This is a genomic window from Mastigocladopsis repens PCC 10914 (genome assembly GCF_000315565.1).
Classification (GTDB): domain Bacteria; phylum Cyanobacteriota; class Cyanobacteriia; order Cyanobacteriales; family Nostocaceae; genus Mastigocladopsis; species Mastigocladopsis repens.
This window is the reverse complement of the sequence record NZ_JH992901.1, coordinates 4,645,547-4,664,198: the sequence shown is the minus strand read 5'-3', so window position 1 is coordinate 4,664,198 and position 18,652 is coordinate 4,645,547. Positions and strand designations below refer to the sequence as shown.

Here is an 18,652-nt window from a genome sequence, read left to right as displayed (position 1 = left end):
AACTTGTACAACCAAAGAAAAAAATAAGGTCAGCCACGACTACAGAACGTGGTGACCGATGAAGTACTAATTTTCTCGACGTATACCTAACGACCACGCAGGAAAAAGTATATCTGGTTAAGATAAGTTTCCCATACTCGTGTTGTTATTTGTAGTGTGTCCGCATTTGGTACAAAATCTTCTAACCTCAACCCCCTTGTTCTAATATCCTGTGGAGTTTGCAACAGGTATGGTGTTGTTCTGATGTCAGATATTCTTGAGGCATAGATGATACCATCGCTGGTTACGGTCGTATCTGGTTCCAATGCGACAAGTGTCTCAGATGTTGGTATGGTTGAGCGCAAATTCTGGACACTTTCAAGACTTGCTATAGGTGGCTCGCCCACCATTGCTACAGGTGATCTCACAAGGAAGTAGGCGACAGCTGGTGTACTTGCTAACAACAAAATTGTTAGCGCCCAACCTATTAAGTATCCTCCTGGTGCGTCTAACGCCCCTCCGCCTTTCATCCTTTGTGCTGCAAAAATCATCAGTAAAATCGATGCTCCCAGAGGTTTGAGCGGAAACGACACGACCCTCCATAATGAGGCAACCGCTGGTTCATTGGGGTTAATAAACGACAGCAGTATGACGAGCAACAGAATGACTAAGATTAATCGTCCTACAAAAGTTCCTGAGGGATAAAATCTCTGGAACAAGCTGTATATAATGGTGCCAACAAGCAGCCACAGTAATACCCGGCTTAACAGTACAAACATGAATGATTGACTCTCAAATATTCATTTTGGGTTCAGCAGTACAAGGCTGAGGGCAGAGGAGCCATTGCGGTGGAGGCAACGCCTGCATAAAGCAAAGGAAATTCTCAAGACAGAAGAAGGAATGATGTATTTAGCAGCGAAGCTGCTACTTCTGCCTTAGTACTTCTGCCTTTTTGAGCACTATTACCTAACTTCAAATACCTCACACCCTCACACCACGACAACCATCGTAGTGATTTTAGAGCAATTTCTTACAACTGCATCTACTATCTGTAATTTTCCAGATCAGTAATCCGCCTCCTGTAAATTAAATTAATTAAGTAGTCGTCACATCAAAAGGAAAAACTATGTCGCCTGGAAAACCCACCATTTTGGTGACAGGGGGAGCTGGATACATCGGTTCCCATACGGTGCTTGCTCTCAAGCAGGCTGGTTTTGACGTGATAATACTCGATAATCTGGTGTACGGACATCGCGATTTGGTAGAAAAAGTTTTACAGGTAGAACTTGTGGTGGGAGACACAGGCGATCGCGCGCTGTTGGATGATTTATTCAAAACGCGCGATGTAGCTGCCGTCATGCACTTTTCGGCTTATGCGTACGTGGGGGAATCGGTTAGCGACCCTGCAAAGTACTACCGCAACAACGTTCTAGGCACCCTGACTCTGTTAGAAGCAATGTTAGCAGCGTCTGTTAAGAAATTTGTATTTTCTTCTACTTGTGCAACATACGGGGTGCCCCAAGTTGTGCCAATTCCCGAAGACCATCCCCAGAATCCGATTAACCCCTATGGCGCGACTAAGCTCATGGTAGAACGGATTCTGTCTGATTTTGATGTGGCATACGGTTTCAAATCGGTGCGGTTCCGCTATTTCAACGCCGCTGGTGCTGCTCCCAATGGCTTATTGGGGGAAGATCACAACCCAGAAACCCATTTGATTCCCCTCGTGTTACAAACAGCGTTGGGCAAGCGCGAATCTATATCCGTGTTCGGCACTGATTACCCCACGCCTGATGGGACGTGCATTCGGGATTATATTCATGTTAGCGACTTAGCAGATGCCCACGTTTTGGGATTGGCTTATTTGTTGAAAGGCGGCGACAGTGAAGTTTTTAATTTAGGAAATGGCAATGGCTTCTCAGTCAAACAAGTCATTGAAACTGCCAAGGAAGTCACAGGAAAAGATATCAAAGTCGTGGAGTGCGATCGCCGTCCTGGCGATCCACCAGCACTTATTGGCAGTGGCGACAAAGCTAGAAAAATCCTAGGCTGGCATCCACAATACTCTTCTCTTGAGGAGATTATCGCTCACGCTTGGCAGTGGCATCAGAGCCGCCATAAATGAGGAGTGATCATTCCATAGTGTAGAGACGTGCCATGGCACGTCTCTAGATTGTCGTACCTAAAACCTAGCTCCTCTTGACCATCCGCAGTACCAAAAAGAAGACACCCACTGCTAAAAGACCTGAGAGGGCGAGCGCCCAAAATGGCACGCCCTGTGTTTGCTCCTCAGCTATATTCCTATTGACATTTTGTACATTTTCTATATTCTCTGTCGCCACTGAACCAGCTGCTACAGTGACCGGAAACTTTAACTCAAATGGCTGGAAGTTCTTTCCATCTTTTGGTTTACCACTGAGCTGTAGCTGATAAGCTCCTGGTCTGGGAAAGGTAATTTCAGTACCAGGTATGCCTTGATACCGCTCTGCCGTAATAGGTTGTAAAGATGGTTCGAGGAGTGGAGGTTCGCCTGGTGAGTGAGGTTCAGCGTAAACAGCTAATTGACAATTACACTGTGCCAAAGGGATAACTTTTCCACCTTTACGAGCCAGGGCAAACCAAGTTTTTGCCGATTCCCCAGCACGGGGATTATCATTTGGTTCAATGTGTAAGGTTGCGCCAACATCTGCTGCAGTTGTTATCTTATGACCATAGACTGGGTAAGCAGTGGTTAGATATGTAACTAAAAGAAACAACAACAATACATAAACACTACGGTGAACACACCTTACCCCAATATGTTTACCTTGTTTTACAGCATTCTCAACAAACCCAAGAGCCAGCCTGGAACTTAAGTTCCAGCCTGATAGCAAAAGTCCACTAAAGAGGACTAGAAAAGAATATTCAGCCCACTTTAGTGGACTTAACCTATAAACCAAGGATTTTAATCCTTGACTTATGAATTTACTGTGACTTTCTTGGGGGAACATAAAATTTCTGTAAAGATAACATTGACCAAAAAAAGCGCCAACGTACCAGCAACACAGCCAGAGTCACTAATCCCAGAAGAACTGCTGCTAATGTATTCCCCCAACTAGATTGAAAAGAACCTAAGTAGTGGGAGCCAATAATGACAGCATGAATGGCGCTTAACAGCAAAGCTGGTACGCTTAATAAATGAATTGGTCGCCAGCGCTTGCCCAAAAACTTCTGCAAGTTGTCAAAACTGGTGAGGGCTGCGGGAGTCATCAAGACCAGCGCTATAGCACCCAAAACCATGCCCAACTGATACTCTGGCGGCAAGAAAAAGAAGGCGGCAAAATTCCATTGCAATGAATGTTCCATCATATGGGTGGTGTGAGCACTAGACAGCACAAAAGCGCCTACTCCCAACGCACGACGGTAACGCAAAGGTGCTGCCCACAAGCTGCTGATGGGACGAGCAACAAGCGCCAGAATTAAACAGATTAACGCAGCGTGTCCGGTGTAATCTACCATTGTGTCGCCAGTCCGCAGCAGCGTTAGCACACCGATGGTGAGAGTCACCCAACCACCGAGGCGGAACAATTGACTGCGCCTGTCTTTACTAACCAACGATGTAGACACACCCACACCTAACATTGTAGGCAGAGTTCCCAAGCCAAAAGCTAGCATTGTCGCTGCACCCATCCACCCATTGCCAGTTTCAGCAGCTTTAATTTGGGCAGTATACAGGAAACCACAGGGCATTAAACCCCAAGTCATACCCAAAAGTGCTGGAGTCCACCATCTAGTTTGTAGAGAAAGCTTCACCATTCCCTGACTCAGTGAGTTATGTAGACGACCTTGCACCAGAGGGTGTAGCAATGGAATTCGAGGCAGAAAGCCGGGTTTTATTTGTCCAATCCCAAACCAAATCAGCCCAATGCCAGTGATAATCGCCATCCATTGACGTAATTCGCTACCAATTCCCGCCATTTGTCCACTTTTGAGTAACACTGAACCCAGCGCCCCAATAGCAGCACCAACGAGAACATAGCTCAACATTCGTCCTAGGTTGAGTAATGCGTGAAATTGCAATTGCTGTCGCCAATGGGAATCCTGCTTGTGAGATAGGGAAAACGCCACTGCTAAAGGACCACACATCCCAAAGCAATGTCCAAAACTTCCTAAGAACCCCAGAGTCATGATGAGCAACAAATGTAGCATCAGTTATTAAAAATTTAAAAAATGAAGATTAAGAATTAAAAATGCTATGTATTTTATTCTCATTACGCTTTTTTAACTTGATTCTCTCTAATATTTGTGGAAACTTCTTGCAGGAACTTCTATAATTTCGGTATCTTGAATGAGTTTTCCGTTATTAACTAAACTTTCATGATTATTGGCATTTAAACTAACTGTTATAATGTTTTTCCCTGGTGGCAAATTTTCCAGATAATACCAATTCCCATATAATCTGGCAATTTTTTTCCCATTTACATTAAGATGAGCGTGACCTTCTCCAGGTTTATCAGCTGTATTAACGCTTTCTGGTGCAAAGCTAAAGTTAGTCACTTTTACCTCCAAATTCCATCCTTTCTTAGCATCTTGATGCACAACTAAGTCAACAGAGGGGATAGGCTGACCAGGAGAAATTTCTACTGTTTTGTGATGATGAGTTGTACCATCACCATCTGGAGTATCACCACTGGCTACTGTCAAACTGTTCCCTAATACTGTTAAGCAAATTAATGCAGTAGATGCTAAGAAAAATCTCTGGAGCATTGCTGAGAAGCACGAAAGTTTCATGGGGAACTTTAAATGAAGTTAGTCGATATGTCAAAAGACACAATGTCAAACTTGGATTTGCGCTATCCTATGTCAGGAATGCAGCAAGGAAACAAGGAGGTGGGGTGGTGGGTCAGTAGGGGAAGTAGAAATGATCAGGGGACAAGGGGATAAGGGAAGGTTTTTTGATGAGATATGTGAAAAAACGGTTTTGGCTGGTGCTTTTGTTATTGACGACAGTAGTTGCAGTGGTGGTTACTAGTCTGTTTGTTCAACAACACAAGGAATCAGTGATTTACAGCATTAGAGTCGAGAAGAATTCCCTCAGTGCAAATCAAGAAACAAAGACATCAACAGGGGAAAATGCACAGACAATGAAACGCAAAGATACGGAGATAGAAAATTTCCCAGAGTCCTTGCAAGTTTCTGCGGATAAGCTTTTTGCCCACCTTCAAAGATTAAATTTTACACGCCATACCCCAGCAGAGCGATCGCGTACTTGCGCTTACATCACAAGCGAACTGAAAAAATTGGGCTGGAAACCTAAGCTAGAGAAGTTCCAAGATGGTGTCAATGTCTTTGCCCAAAGACCTGGGACTGATAAAAATGCAGGCGCAATTCTGGTAGCAGCTCATTACGATACGGTTTATATCTCACCGGGTGCTGATGACAATGCTACCGGTGTTGCTGTGGTGCTGGAAGTTGCCCGACTTCTTGGTTCGCGTCCCACTCCCAGAACGTTGCAACTCGCCTTTTTTGATCAGGAGGAAGCAGGACTTTTAGGCAGTAAAGCCTTTGTAACAAACAAGGAACATCTGGAAAACCTGCAAGGCGTTATTGTCATGGATATGGTGGGTTATGCTTGTCACACTCCTGGTTGTCAGAAATACCCAACGGGTTTACCAATCACCCCACCCAGTGATCAAGGTGATTTTTTGGCGGTCATAGGTGATGCAGAACACTTGCCACTACTCAACGCTTTTCAAAATTCACAGATGCTCCCTGTAATCTCTCATAAGGGAAGTACGAAGGACGAGAGTGAATCAATGCCACCCGTGCTAAGACTGCCAATACCCCTCAAAGGCTTGCTCACACCTGATACTTTACGTAGCGACCACGCCCCATTCTGGTATCAAGGAGTCGGTGCAGTGCTCGTAACTGATACCGCGAATCTACGGACTCCCCACTACCACCAACCCAGTGATGTACCAGCAACTATCGACCGCAAGTTTTTCACAGGGGCAGCACAGGTTGTCTTAAATACTACTCATTCTTTGTTAGAAAATAGTAATTTCTTGAATAGCCCAGTATCAACCTTGCCAGACCACTAGTAACCAGGATGATTCCGTTGTAGTAAGGGCTTCAGCCCTAGCTCTATGCAACTTGAATGCTCATTAGCTTATGTATTTGTTCCTGCTTGGATAGCAAAATACAGTTGATTAAATTCTCTATTTGGTAATAAACCTGTTTTATCTAAAGCAAGGCTATCTTTAATCCGTTTAACAAGATACATATCAGTTTCGCCCTTATTTTTAGCAGTGATTTTTCCGCGATATTCAACTGCAAAAAAATCTTTAATTAACTCAAAAGTTGCTTGGGAAATATTAATGCTTCCAGGAATACCAGATGATTCCATCCTGGAGGCGATGTTAACAGTGTCGCCCCAGACATCGTAAGCAAACTTTTTGTGTCCAATCACACCAGCTAATAATGGTCCTGAGTGGATACCAATACGAATGTCCCAGTAAGGCTGGTTCAAAACCGACTTCTCTTTTTTGCGCCACTCCATGAATGTGCGAATGTTGATAGCAGCTAGAACAGTATCAATGGCATGGGTTTTGTTAGGAGTAGGAATTCCCCCAGCACACATATAACTGTCCCCGATTGTTTTCAATTTTTCCAAACCATGCGCTTCAATAAACTGGTCAAAGCAAGAAAAACAATAATCGAGTTCATCAACTAGTTCTTTTGGGGTAAGCTGTTCTGATAACTTGGTAAAATTCTTGAAGTCTGTAAACAGAACAGAGGCACATTCATAATAAACAGGTTTAACTGTACCAGTTTGCTTGAGTTCAGAGGCAATATCTATTGGTAGTATATTCAAAAGCAATTGGTCAGTCTTGCGTTTTTCCTCTTCTAATTGAACATACAGCCGATTTAACTCTTCAAAGCGTTCAGCATTACGGATGGCTGCTGATAATTGCACCGCCACTAAATAGCCAATGCGTAAATCTTCTTGTGTGTAGGTCTTTGGTGCTGTGGTGGCAAAGTTAATCGTACCCATTACCTGAAGATCGCATTCTAAAGGAATGATAATCTGCGATTGGTACTGGCTGAGAAAGCCGCTTGTACAATTTTCATGAATGAGTTGGGCTTGACCTGTTTTTAGGCTAATACCAACTGCACCCATGTTTGGGATACCAGAAGATTCAACTTCGACAGGAGAACCAAACAACGTCACTATACGCCAAGAATTGTTAGTCAGACGGAGGCAAACACTACAATGCTCAAAGTCCAACAACCATTTTGCTTGTTTGCCGACTACCTGCAAAATCTCATCTAGCTTCAGCGAACGATTGATTGCTAGCGCAATTTCATTCACAGCAGCGATGCGACTGGAAAGCGCTTGCGCTTCAGCAAGTAGGCGGCGGGAAAGATGCAACAATTGTTGATATTCCTGTTCTTCCAGCCTACGACCAATAGAGGCGGGGATAGAAGTCATAGTGTATCAATTTCGAGTGAAATCGAATCAGTGTATCGATTTATACTCGTAAATAAATCTGCCGTGGCGATAATCTCAAAGATTTCAGAATGGTCTAAACCTAAGTCATAGAGGTGTTGGTAATCTTGAGCCGTCAGTTCATGGGGTGTGGTGGCGGCTTTCAACCCAAAACTGATAACTGCTTTTTCACGTTGAGGAAGTGGACAGGCGGCAAAATCTGAAACGAGGGTTTTTAAAACTTCCTCACTCATTCCCAAGGACGATAATCCATGCAGGTGGACATTCAATGCATAAGGACTGCTATTAGCCTGGGAAATAGCAATTCCCAACATTTCCTTGAGCGTGCGGGGCACATCTCCTTTGAGGACTGTAGCACGGAACTTCTTCCAGTTGGCTTCCAGCACATCAGGATTGATTGCCATTGATTTAAATAAGTTTGGTACTATCCCAAACCCAAGTTCTACCTGGATTTCTTGATATATCGTTTTGACCTTGGAATTGGTCAGTTGGTCGTATTCAATTAGGGGAATTTTTGCCATTGTCACCTATAGCTAGACGTGGGAACATTTTTTGAGTCACTCAACTCAACTAAACCTTGTCCTATTTTTTGTACAATCTATATATTTTTTTGGAAGATCAATACTTAGGCAGGCACCCCATCATTACATGGCACAAGTTTTTATCCGAGTTGCTTTATCGGTAAAATACATCTTGTCGTAAATCTTTATGCCATTATAAATAGTCTATCAAAAGTATAATAACATTGGCTTTGGATTTCAATAAGCGCAGGTTTTCTTAAGAAATTTCTTGTTTTGAGAGAATAGGTAATAAAAAAACACGCTAAGAATTATGCAGGCAGAATATCGGCAGCGCCGTGAGCAATTGATGTCAAAAATCGGTAGTGGGATTGCAATTTTTCGCAGTGCGCCAACAGCGGTGATGCACAATGATGTCGAATACGCTTTTCGCCAAGACAGCGATTTTTACTATCTGACAGGGTTTAACGAAGCGCAAGCAGTAGCAGTTTTAGCACCATCACACCCAGAACATCGGTTTGTGCTGTTTGTACAACCCAAGGATAGGGAGCAGGAAATCTGGAGTGGTTATCGCTGTGGGGTTGAAGCGGCGAAACAAATGTATGGTGCAGACGAAGCTTACCCCATCACCGAACTTGATGAAAAGTTGCCACAGTATTTGGAAAAAGCTGATCGCATTTACTACCACTTAGGACGCGATCGCACTTTCAACGATAAGCTCCTCAACCATTGGCAGCGTTTAATGCGGACTTATCCCAAGCGGGGTACAGGACCAATTGCCATTGAGGATACCAGTCCAACTCTGCACAGCATGAGATTGATTAAAAGCCAAGCAGAATTGGAGTTGATGCACAAAGCTGCCGATATTGCAGTAGAGGCACACAATCACGCAATGGAATTTACGCAACCTGGGCGTTACGAGTACGAAGTCCAAGCAGAAATCGAACATATCTTTCGCCTCCGGGGTGCGACTGGGCCTGCTTACCCCTCAATAGTGGCTTCTGGAGTGAATGGGTGTGTCCTGCACTATATTGAAAACAATCGGCAGATGCAGGACAAGGAGTTGCTGCTAATTGATGCAGGCTGTGCCTATGGTTATTACAACTCCGATATCACGCGGACATTTCCGGTAGGTGGCAAGTTTACGCCAGAACAAAAGGCACTGTATGAGATTGTTTTGGAAGCACAAAAGCAAGCTATAGCCCAAGTGCAACCTGGCAACCCCTATAAACAAATTCACGATACTGCTGTGCGTGTCCTCACGGAAGGCTTAGTCGAACTTGGTATCCTTAAGGGTGAAATTGACAAGCTCATAGCGGAAGAGAAATATAAGCCATATTATATGCACCGTACTGGTCATTGGCTAGGCTTAGATGTTCATGATGTTGGTGTGTATCAGCACGGAGATGATAAACCGCAGATTTTACAACCAGGTCAGGTGCTAACGGTAGAACCTGGACTTTATATTGTGCCAGATACCAAGCCAGCAGAAGACCAGCCAGAGATAGACCCTCGCTGGGTTGGCATTGGTATTCGGATTGAGGATGATGTTTTGGTGACAGCGACAGGTCATGAAGTGTTGAGTGCTGGTGTGGCTAAGGAAGTTGCCCAAGTGGAAAGATAAGCAGCAGGGTGGGCATTGCTCACCCTTTGAGAGTCGTTTTAATCCCTGATCAAGATATAGCAGTCCTAAATCATTTGTAAGAAAAATGAACCACAGATGCACACGGATGCACACAGATAAAATACGACGCTCTCACGATTCATGTAGGATTGCTGTATAAGCTCTATTGAGGTAGACTAGTCACTCTCGGTTGGTCTAGATAACCATAAACCAGCTTAGACACTTGACTAATAAAGTCTCTTGCTCTTGTATCACCAAAAGGTCTTTTCACCAAAATGCCTGCCAAGTAACGCTTACCTGATGGCAACTCGATGATACCTGCATCCCCAAGGAGAACTCCAAGAGTTCCTGTTTTATGAGAAATGACCGCACCTTTACCAAGACCAGCTGGTAGCAATCTTTTGTTCTCAACACGACGCATGATACCCAAAACCTGGGAACGGCTTGTATCATTAAGCAACTTATTATTAGTAATCAATGCTGACAGTCTGACCAAGTCTTTAGGACTAGTTGTATTAGTACCTTTAAAATCACCTAATAAATTGCGAATCACGGTGTTTTGTAGTCCCCAACTGCGAAACCGCTGATTTAACTTAGCCTTACCACCTAAACGGTCAATAATCATATTGGTAGCGGTATTGTCGCTGATAGTAATCATCTTGGTGGCGGTAGCTAAAACACTCAATCGGGTTCCCACTGGTTTGTATTGTAATACTCCCGAACCTTCAGCTTCAGCTTTCAAGTCACGCCGCAGCACTAAGGTTTCATTCAGCTTAACTCTGCCAGCATCGACTTCCTGAAATAAAGCAACCAAAATGGGAAACTTAATGGTGCTAGCAGCTGAAAATACCTTCTCTCCATTAAAGTCTAAATAGTTGCCTGTATCCAAATCGAGGAAAAACATTCCAGGCGAGAGAAAGCTGTAGCGAGCCATCAATGTTTTCAGTTGAGAGTTGAGCTGCGACAATTCCTTGCCTAAAGGTACAACCCCAGCAAAGGTCGAAATATCGCTGATTTGGACAGGAATTTGTTCTTCTCCAGAGTTAGTGTCTACATCTTTTACTTGTGCATCACCAAAAGCTACACGCTCAATTGAGGAGAATTTCACTATCCAGTGGGAGGAAGAATCTCCTTGAATGAGTAATTTTTCAGGAGAAACTGTGTAGCCAGGTGCTAATTCAATAACTAATCTGGTGGTTTGGGAATCAACCTGTCCAAAGCGAATTTCCCGAACTGCTGAACCAAGACTTTTACGCACTGTATTGTCATCTAGATTCGTCGTTCCTGGTAGGTCAATGACAAGTCTCATCGGGTTATTAATTAAAAAAGCTCTGGGTTGAACTCCAGAATCAGTGGTTATATCTAGTTGATTTTGAACAGGATCGAAATACCAAGATTGCAAGCGAGCCGCTTTGACTGGAGAAGATAACAGTACAAGACTGACAATACTAACTAACAGAAAGCTAAATCTCATCCGTGTGATTTTTGTGAGCGATAATAGACTTTGCTTGCACAAATCTTCTAGATTTTTATAGCCTTATCCGGAAGAAATCTGAGTGAAACTGTAATTATTGCTAATTTATTCTCCATTAAAAAGTAATTTTAATAACATATAGCTGATTTGCCGAGAACACAGCCTCAATCAGCAACAGTTCATCCACACCGAAAGCTTCGGTGGGAACATTGTGTCAGGTATATAAGTCCTTAAGAAAGTCACTCTTGCCGATTTGTTCCCGATAAGGAATTAAATAGGGAACGGCAACTGTAATACAGCAGAATCCAGAACTCAGAACTCAGAACTCAGAAGTAAAATTGGCTCAATGTCTGGCTTTTAGACAAAGCGCGTTGTACTTCATTTACTTGCAATGTGCTGTATCTAGGGAAATATGTTGTATTAGGGTGCAGTGAATTAACTACGCAAAAAGCCCTCATCCTGCCTTAAGGCACTTCTCTCAAAAATTGGGAGAGAGTTTTCGAATGAGGGTATTTATGAGAAATAAGCTGCTGGCAAAAGTTAAGAAGAATGAAAATGAAACCACAGATGGACACAGATGGACACAGATAATTTATGTGTGTTAATCCATGTGCATCCGTGGTTTTAAATATCGTTATATGAATTTTGCAAGAAGTCTAATTATTAGCTGATGAGTTACTCAAATTGCGCGGGAAAATTTCTGCTCCTGTTTGATTGTATGAGTATCAAAGATAACGGCAATATTTCGTATCAATAACCTGCCGATTTCTGTGACGCTGATGTGGTTTTTTGACAGCTTAACGAGTTCATCTGCTTCCAGATACTTCAACGCTTCTAGTTCCTGAGAGAAATACTCATCAAAACTGATATGGTACTTGTCTTCAATATCTTGCTTATAAAGTTGAAAATGACACATGATGTCCATGATGACATCCCGTCTCGTCATATCATCCCAACTCAGTTTAATACCTTTACTAATTGGTAAGATACCTGTATCAATTGCCTGATAGTAATCCTTTAATTGCTTGTGATTTTGGGCGTAAGTATCTTCTAGCATACTGATGGATGTAGCACCAAAACCAAAGAGTTCTGCTTGTGGCTGAGTTGTGTAGCCTTGGAAGTTACGTTTTAGAGTGCGATCGCCTTGAGCAATTGCCAATTCATCATTGGATTTTGCAAAATGATCCATACCAATGAATAAATATTGGTGACTCGTCAACTCCTCTACAGTCATCTTCAGAATTTCTAACTTTTCCTGTGCTGGGGGTAGTGCCTCTGTTGGTATATTTTTTTGCACTGGCTTGAGCCAAGGGACATAGGCAAAGTTAAAAACAGCAATCCTGTCAGGGTTTAATTCAATCGTCTTTTTCACCGTCTCCCGAAAGGTCTGGAGAGTTTGATATGGTAAACCATAAATGAGGTCTACATTCACGCTTTCAAACTTCGCTGCTTTAATCCAATCCATCACATCAAACAACATTTCTTCTGGCTGGATGCGATTCACTGCGACTTGAACTTGACGATTAAAATCTTGGATACCAAAACTAATTCGGTTAAACCCAATTTCTCTCAAAAAGAAAATGTAATTTTTATCGACGTAGCGGGGATTAATCTCGATAGAGATTTCTGCTGTTGGACTAATTGTGAAGTATTGATTGATACTTTTCCATAAAAATTCCACTTGTTCAAGGCTCAAATAATTAGGAGTTCCGCCACCCCAGTGAATTTGAACCACTCTCCTATCTAAATCAATTAAGCTTGCTGTTTTCCTGATGTCTCGAACTAGATACTCCAGGTATGGTTTAGCAATATTCTTGTTGTTTGAAATCACCACATTACAGCCGCAAAAGTAGCAAGGACTTTGGCAAAAAGGTATGTGGAAATACAAAGAAAGGGGGTTTTTTCTTTGATTCGAGGCGGCGATCGCGGCTTGAAAATCTGTGTGAGTAAATGCTTCTGTTAACTCTGTAGCGGGTGGGTAACTAGTGTATCTGGGTGCGGGAGTATCATATTTTTTGATGATATCGAAATCAAATTTGACACCAGGAATTTGAAAAACCATTGAGGTTGCTTCCAATAAAATAAATGTCTGGAGGATACAAAGGTGATAACGGATCTAATGGATAAATCATCCGCGATCGCCGTTACAAAATCCGTTACTTATATTTCAAGAATCCTATATTTTCACCTGCTGTGCGCGCTTGTTGTGTTCCACAGCGAACTTTTCCGGTTGGATTGCTACTCATTGTTAAAGTAGTTCTCGTCCAAATAAAGTACGTACCCAATACCTACGAGGTGTGGATTTCTTGAAATTTAGGATTTTCGCACAATTCCCGATGTCAGACTATATCCTATAGTTTGTAGTGAGGACTTCAATCCTCAACTTTGAGAGCGCTTTAGCTCTTACTACGAACTCCTTATTAAGACTATTTAACTATTAAACAGTTGTATAACTATAAAAACAATTGGATTTCTTAAGATTTCCCTCATTGCCACTTCATGAAAAATCTATTTTAAAAATTGTTTTAAATAATTTTACTTTTGATGGATTTAAATAAAAAATCATGCTTATATAGCTTTAAAAAGATAAATTCATCGAACGGTTCTCATGGCTAAGTCTCTTCAAACCTCAGAGCCTGAGTTGCTTAAGCTAGGTGTTAAAGCCCCTGTGCAAGAAACATTGTTAACACCCCGGTTTTACACCACTGACTTTGAGGCTCTAGCGCAGTTGGATATTTCGGCGCATCAAGCCCAATTGCAGGCTATCGTGGATGAACTACGAGCTGACTATAACCGCGATCACTTTGTGCGCGATTCCGAGTTTGAGCAGAGTTGGGAACACATTGATGGGGAAACACGCTGCGCTTTTATTGACTTTTTGGAACGCTCATGCACTTCGGAGTTTTCCGGCTTTCTTCTGTTCAAAGAGTTATCGCGCAGGCTGAAAAACCGAAACCCTATTCTAGCAGAAGCCTTTCATTTTATGGCGCGGGATGAAGCACGTCATGCAGGATTTCTCAATAAAGCAATGTCAGACTTTAATCTCTCGCTGGACTTGGGTTATCTGACAAAAAATCGTACTTACACCTTCTTCCCGCCAGAGTGGATTATTTACACAGTTTACCTATCTGAAAAAATTGGCTACTGGCGCTACATCATCATGTATCGTCACCTAGAGTCACATCCAGAAAACCGATTCTATCCCCTCTTCCGCTATTTTGAGAGTTGGTGTCAAGACGAGAATCGACATGGAGATTTCTTCAAGGCGCTGTTGCAATGTCTGACGACAAGCCGCTCCGCGTCTACGCAGCCTCACTTATGGAACAAGTGGAAAGCACGTTTGTGGGTGAGGTTTTTCCTGTTGAGTGTGTTTGCAACTCACACTCTCACAGTGTTGGAACGGGCATCATTTTATCGCTCTGTTGGCATGAATCCATACGCGTACAACATCAAAGTTATTGAAAAGACAAATGAAACCGCAGCACGAGCATTTCCGGTGATACTGAATACAAATCATCCAGAGTTTTTCCGGCGGCTGGAGGAGTGTTCGGATATGAATCTCAAGCTGGCGGAGATTGACAGGAGCAATAGTCCAAAGGTTGTCAAGTTCTGCCAAAAATTACCCTTGGTACTTTCAATGATCGGGCATTTGTTGCGGATTTATCTGATTAAACCAATTGATGCTGAATCAACTCGGGAAGTAGTTTGTTAACTTCGTGAGGGTGTAGGGTATCAAAATTTTGAATTTTGAATTTTGAATTTTGAATTTTTAACCCCTACTCCCTGAACCCTTTTTCTTATCATCAGCCACTGAACTGCGAACGACTAGGCGATCGCCTATAACTTCAACGTCTTGAACCTCCACAGGTAGATTCTTCAATTCCTTTGAAACTTGTTGCTGTAGGCTTTCTTGGGAAATCCCAAAACGCTGATATATATCGGAGATAGAAAAGCTCAGATTGCCAAACTTGATGCGTGTTTTGTCATCCAAGCTCACTTGTTTATTGCGGATATTCGGTTTCCCTTCAATCTCTACATAAATGGGGTGGTATTTTAAGATTGGTACAGTCGAGAGCAGTTTTGAAATTGCGGCTTGTTCCCCTGCTTGTAACTCGTTTAAGGAAACTGTTCTTAAATCAATCACTGCACCTGCGGAGATTTTCCCATCTTTAATTTGAGTATTTGTGCTGACAACTGCTTGAGCAAGCCGACTTTTATCGGTTGTTTTGGCAATTCCTGAAACAATCAGCGTATTAACTTCATTAGCATCGAGTTGAACTTCACCTTTAGCATTTGAGCCTTTAAGATTATCGGAAATTTTACTGAGTACTTGCTGTTGTATTTGCTGTTGTGATAGTTGAATTTGGGTTTGGGTTTGGTCAGATATGGCGGGTGGACTTGCTGTTGTTGGTGGATTTGTGTACCACTTAGGTAGCTGGATTGCTTGTTGCCAAAAGAAGAATAAAACAGCACCAATACCGCCGATACTACAGCACAACAGTAACAAAACTCGCTTGAACATGACTAAATTCCAAATGAGAAGTCCGTAGAGGGAGATTTGAACAGCCTTCGTTCAATACGCTTATCGGCATAGGCTTTTTATTAAGTCATTGGTTCACAATAAAGAGTAGAACACTACTTTGTGCTTTTTATTCATGCTGCATCGTTCAACAAAACAGGGTCTCATTTGCATTACTCAACCTAACCATGCTAGGCTTTCAGGTCAACTGGCACAGGCTTGGGGAAATGAAGATTTTGGTCAGGTTGCCCCAAAAACAGAAGTTTGTCAAGGTGCGGAACTACATGACATTGGTTGGATTTTTTGGGAACAATCACCCAAACTGAACCCGCAAACTGGCTACCCCTATCAATTCATGGAACTTTCAACTCAGGAGCATATAGATATTTGGTCTGGTGCTAAACATCTCGTACTTCCTATGGGTAGGTACATAGCGCTACTTGTTTCACTGCATGGCACAGGATTATATGAAAGATTCACAAGCTGGCAGAACTCACAAACGTCTACTGAAATTGTGCAGAACTTCTTAGAGCGGGAGTATGCCTTCCAAGAAAAGCTTGTTGCTGTTCTTGGTAATGACGAATATTATTCACCATACACAACACCGGAAGTGATTTCGCGCAATAGAAAGCTGGTAGCTACATGGGACGCACTATCAATAATTTTATGTCAAGGATTTACTTCTGAAGCACACGTAGCTCAAGTACCAATGAGTGACGGTGAAACCACTCTCAAACTCACGTTGAAAGAGGTTAAAGATAACCATAATCTCTTAGCAGTATCTCCCTGGCCATTTCAGCATAGTGAGGTAGATCTGGTTTATGAGGGACGGCTTCTACAGCAGACATTTAGCGATGAAAAAGCGATGCAAGAGGCTTTGATGAGTGCTTGTTGGGTGAGTGTCAGTACTACCTTGAAGCCAGAATAGGAACTTTTTAGACAAGATTTGCTTGCTTGCCGATATTGTCTCGACCATGTGGTTCTTTGAGGAAGTTCGGATCTGGTCCGGAGGGGATAAGACCGCCTGGATTAAGCGGGAACAGATTTCCATAGTAGTCCTGCTTTACACTTTCCAAGTCGCAGGTGTCAGCAACGCCTCTAAGCTGATACAGCTCACGCAGGTAAGCTCCTAGGTTCTGATAGTCCTGAATTCTTCTGCGGTTACACTTAAAGAGCAAGTAGTACACAGTATCAAAACGGAATAACGTTGTGAATAAACGGACATCTGCCAGTGTGAGAATGTTTCCACACAAGAATCGGCTGGCATTAAGAGTTGTATCAATTTCATCTAAAGTGGCAAACAACTCATCACAAACTTTATCATACGCTTCCTGTGTCTGGGCAAAGCCACAACGATACACGCCATTGTTCACGCTTGTGTAAATTTTCTCATTCCATTGGTCAATTTTTTCTTTGAGTTCCTGTGGGTAGAGGTCTTGCGTGGGATTTTTAGCGAACTCGTTGAACTCTGAGTTCAGCATGACAATAATCTCTGCACTCTCGTTGTTGACAATGGTCTTTGTCTGGTTGTCCCACAACACAGGCACTGTAAAGCGTCCACTGTAGCCAGGTTCTGCTACTTCGTAGAGTTCAGCAAGCGTACGGCAACCCTCATATTCCTCGTTGAACACCCAACCTCCTTCCATTGGAGAAGGTGACACAATTGTTACCGATATCGCTTCTTCAAGTCCTTTGAGCGCTCGAACAACAAGGGTACGATGTGCCCAAGGACAACCCAGCCCAACTATGAGATTGTAGCGCCCGGTTGCTGGTTGGTACAGGTTGCCTTCCTGCGTTCCAATAAAGTTTCGGAATTGGCTGTTGGGTCGCAGGTATTCTCCTGATTTATTGCGGGGGGCTAGTTTCGACATCATCATGTGCCAAAGAGTTGTCCAGACAAACTTTCCCAGCCTAATGATCAGCTTTGGAGGAAGTGACTTGCCTTTTTTATTTCTAAATTTTTTGTCTGCTACTGGTGAAAAAGTATCTTGTGACATAACACCCCATCGCGATCATACAGGACAGAAGATGAGTGTCGGCAACAAGCACCTGTTGAGAAGGCGCTTGTTGAGCCGAATCATTGGGTTATGTATATATCTAAGCTTGTGATTTGACTTACGGCAGTATACTAAAAGGATATTTGTCAATATAAAGATATGTTGCAAGGATGAACCATAGGTTAAATTGATGTTGACTATGAACAATCTTGCTTTACTCCACCAACTTGTTGATATGGGGTGGAAATGAATACTATCTAAATTCTAAGTGATGATCCCAAGACGAACGGAATAGAGTTTATTGGCTACTCCACCAGCAGTGTGGGTAGAGAGTCTGCTTGATGTTGTAAGGTCAGTAATTCATCCCAAATTTCCTTTGGATTGTTTGGGGGAAGCAATTTACCGCGAACCACTTCTCCCACTGTTATAGGCTGATTAGCGTAACACCAGCACACTTGAGCCTCCCTGATTTGTGTTACCTTGTACTGCAAGATCAGGTAGCTTTGGTCTCGATCATCCCTTCCTATAACCACAAAATCTGATATTTGCTGTTTATTGTCCTGTTTCACTGCTTTTTCTAACTGAATCTCGAACTTGTTGATTAATAGTTGATACTTGCGATCGCTGTCACTATCCGGCAATTACGTACAAAATTCCTGTAATAACTATAATGTCAGGATGTCATTTTTATTAGGTCAAAATGTCATTTTTATTCTGCATTTCCCCCACTTGCCACGACTTAATACATGCAGCATAGCAGCATTTAACCAGCTAACAACAACTCGATTAAGAAAAAAAGAGTGGGAGCAAGCATACCAAACGCTATCACACTCCCACTACCATTTACCGCTGAAGAGACAGGAATATGTACAGACGCTGCCAGTGATTTAGGGGGCTAATGTGCAGGTCAGCGACAACGCCAGTACAGGCTGAATATTCCTGTTGCGGTAAATGTAAACCTAATTCTTGATATTTCCTTGTCCTGACAAATAGTAAGTACATCATTTAAAGATATACTTTACTATTTGTCTTTGGGATTCTTTGGTAGAAAG

General features: G+C 42.6%; 16 protein-coding genes. 5 read left to right on the top strand and 11 right to left on the bottom strand.

Annotated features, from left to right (window positions below; all coding sequences use genetic code 11):
• Positions 1–86: 86 nt before the first annotated feature.
• Entirely contained in the window at positions 87–758 is a 672-nt protein-coding gene (locus MAS10914_RS0122780) for a hypothetical protein (protein ID WP_017318262.1), read from the bottom strand.
• A 347-nt stretch (positions 759–1,105) separates the two neighbouring features.
• Here MAS10914_RS0122780 and galE point away from each other — a divergent pair, with 347 nt between their 5' ends.
• Positions 1,106–2,104 (top strand): UDP-glucose 4-epimerase GalE, encoded by a 999-nt coding sequence (gene galE / locus MAS10914_RS0122775; protein WP_017318261.1) that lies wholly within the window; start codon positions 1,106–1,108, stop codon positions 2,102–2,104.
• A 64-nt stretch (positions 2,105–2,168) separates the two neighbouring features.
• Here the strand turns inward: galE and MAS10914_RS0122770 are convergent, their stop codons facing one another.
• The 3 genes from MAS10914_RS0122770 to MAS10914_RS0122760 form a co-directional block, all read right to left on the bottom strand.
• Positions 2,169–2,741, bottom strand: a complete 573-nt coding sequence (locus tag MAS10914_RS0122770) for a hypothetical protein (RefSeq protein WP_232224282.1) — start codon at positions 2,739–2,741, stop codon at positions 2,169–2,171.
• A 202-nt stretch (positions 2,742–2,943) separates the two neighbouring features.
• On the bottom strand, positions 2,944–4,167 hold the full coding sequence (locus MAS10914_RS0122765; RefSeq protein ID WP_026082752.1) for an urease accessory protein UreH domain-containing protein: 1,224 nt from the start codon (positions 4,165–4,167) through the stop codon (positions 2,944–2,946).
• A gap of 87 nt (positions 4,168–4,254) precedes the next feature.
• Positions 4,255–4,662, bottom strand: a complete 408-nt coding sequence (locus MAS10914_RS0122760) for a hypothetical protein (RefSeq protein ID WP_232224216.1) — start codon at positions 4,660–4,662, stop codon at positions 4,255–4,257.
• 254 nt (positions 4,663–4,916) lie between these two features.
• On the opposite strand from MAS10914_RS0122760, the gene MAS10914_RS0122755 reads away from it, so the two are divergent.
• Entirely contained in the window at positions 4,917–6,059 is a 1,143-nt protein-coding gene (locus MAS10914_RS0122755; RefSeq protein WP_017318257.1) for a M20/M25/M40 family metallo-hydrolase, read from the top strand.
• A 68-nt stretch (positions 6,060–6,127) separates the two neighbouring features.
• On the opposite strand, the gene MAS10914_RS0122750 is transcribed toward MAS10914_RS0122755, so the two are convergent.
• Positions 6,128–7,450 carry an adenylate/guanylate cyclase domain-containing protein gene (locus MAS10914_RS0122750; RefSeq protein ID WP_017318256.1) on the bottom strand — a complete coding sequence of 441 codons (1,323 nt, stop codon included), beginning with the start codon at positions 7,448–7,450 and terminating at the stop codon, positions 6,128–6,130.
• Positions 7,447–7,989, bottom strand: a complete 543-nt coding sequence (locus tag MAS10914_RS0122745; RefSeq protein ID WP_017318255.1) for a carboxymuconolactone decarboxylase family protein — start codon at positions 7,987–7,989, stop codon at positions 7,447–7,449. The genes MAS10914_RS0122750 and MAS10914_RS0122745 overlap by 4 nt, the downstream gene beginning before the upstream one ends.
• A 310-nt stretch (positions 7,990–8,299) precedes the next feature.
• Here MAS10914_RS0122745 and MAS10914_RS0122740 point away from each other — a divergent pair, with 310 nt between their 5' ends.
• Positions 8,300–9,610 (top strand): aminopeptidase P N-terminal domain-containing protein, encoded by a 1,311-nt coding sequence (locus MAS10914_RS0122740; protein WP_017318254.1) that lies wholly within the window; start codon positions 8,300–8,302, stop codon positions 9,608–9,610.
• A gap of 163 nt (positions 9,611–9,773) precedes the next feature.
• Here MAS10914_RS0122740 and MAS10914_RS0122735 read toward each other — a convergent pair whose 3' ends face one another.
• The gene (locus MAS10914_RS0122735; protein WP_017318253.1) at positions 9,774–11,084 is read right to left on the bottom strand and encodes a serine hydrolase; all 1,311 of its coding nucleotides are present in this window, start codon (positions 11,082–11,084) and stop codon (positions 9,774–9,776) included.
• A gap of 679 nt (positions 11,085–11,763) precedes the next feature.
• A complete protein-coding gene (gene hemN / locus MAS10914_RS0122730; RefSeq protein WP_017318252.1) occupies positions 11,764–13,146 on the bottom strand; it encodes an oxygen-independent coproporphyrinogen III oxidase in 1,383 nt (460 codons plus the stop codon).
• Positions 13,147–13,692: 546 nt separating this feature from the next.
• On the opposite strand from hemN, the gene acsF reads away from it, so the two are divergent.
• Positions 13,693–14,796 (top strand): magnesium-protoporphyrin IX monomethyl ester (oxidative) cyclase, encoded by a 1,104-nt coding sequence (gene acsF, locus MAS10914_RS0122725; RefSeq protein WP_017318251.1) that lies wholly within the window; start codon positions 13,693–13,695, stop codon positions 14,794–14,796.
• Positions 14,797–14,853: 57 nt separating this feature from the next.
• On the opposite strand, the gene MAS10914_RS0122720 is transcribed toward acsF, so the two are convergent.
• The gene (locus MAS10914_RS0122720; RefSeq protein ID WP_017318250.1) at positions 14,854–15,606 is read right to left on the bottom strand and encodes a hypothetical protein; all 753 of its coding nucleotides are present in this window, start codon (positions 15,604–15,606) and stop codon (positions 14,854–14,856) included.
• A gap of 133 nt (positions 15,607–15,739) precedes the next feature.
• Between MAS10914_RS0122720 and MAS10914_RS0122715 the strand changes: the two genes are divergently transcribed.
• Positions 15,740–16,531: a DUF3891 family protein gene (locus tag MAS10914_RS0122715; protein ID WP_017318249.1), complete on the top strand. Its 792-nt coding sequence runs from the start codon at positions 15,740–15,742 to the stop codon at positions 16,529–16,531.
• Between the two features lie 7 nt (positions 16,532–16,538).
• On the opposite strand, the gene MAS10914_RS0122710 is transcribed toward MAS10914_RS0122715, so the two are convergent.
• Positions 16,539–17,600, bottom strand: a complete 1,062-nt coding sequence (locus MAS10914_RS0122710; RefSeq protein WP_017318248.1) for a glutathione S-transferase family protein — start codon at positions 17,598–17,600, stop codon at positions 16,539–16,541.
• A 305-nt stretch (positions 17,601–17,905) separates the two neighbouring features.
• Positions 17,906–18,241, bottom strand: a complete 336-nt coding sequence (locus MAS10914_RS0122705) for a hypothetical protein (RefSeq protein ID WP_017318247.1) — start codon at positions 18,239–18,241, stop codon at positions 17,906–17,908.
• Positions 18,242–18,652: the final 411 nt, after the last annotated feature.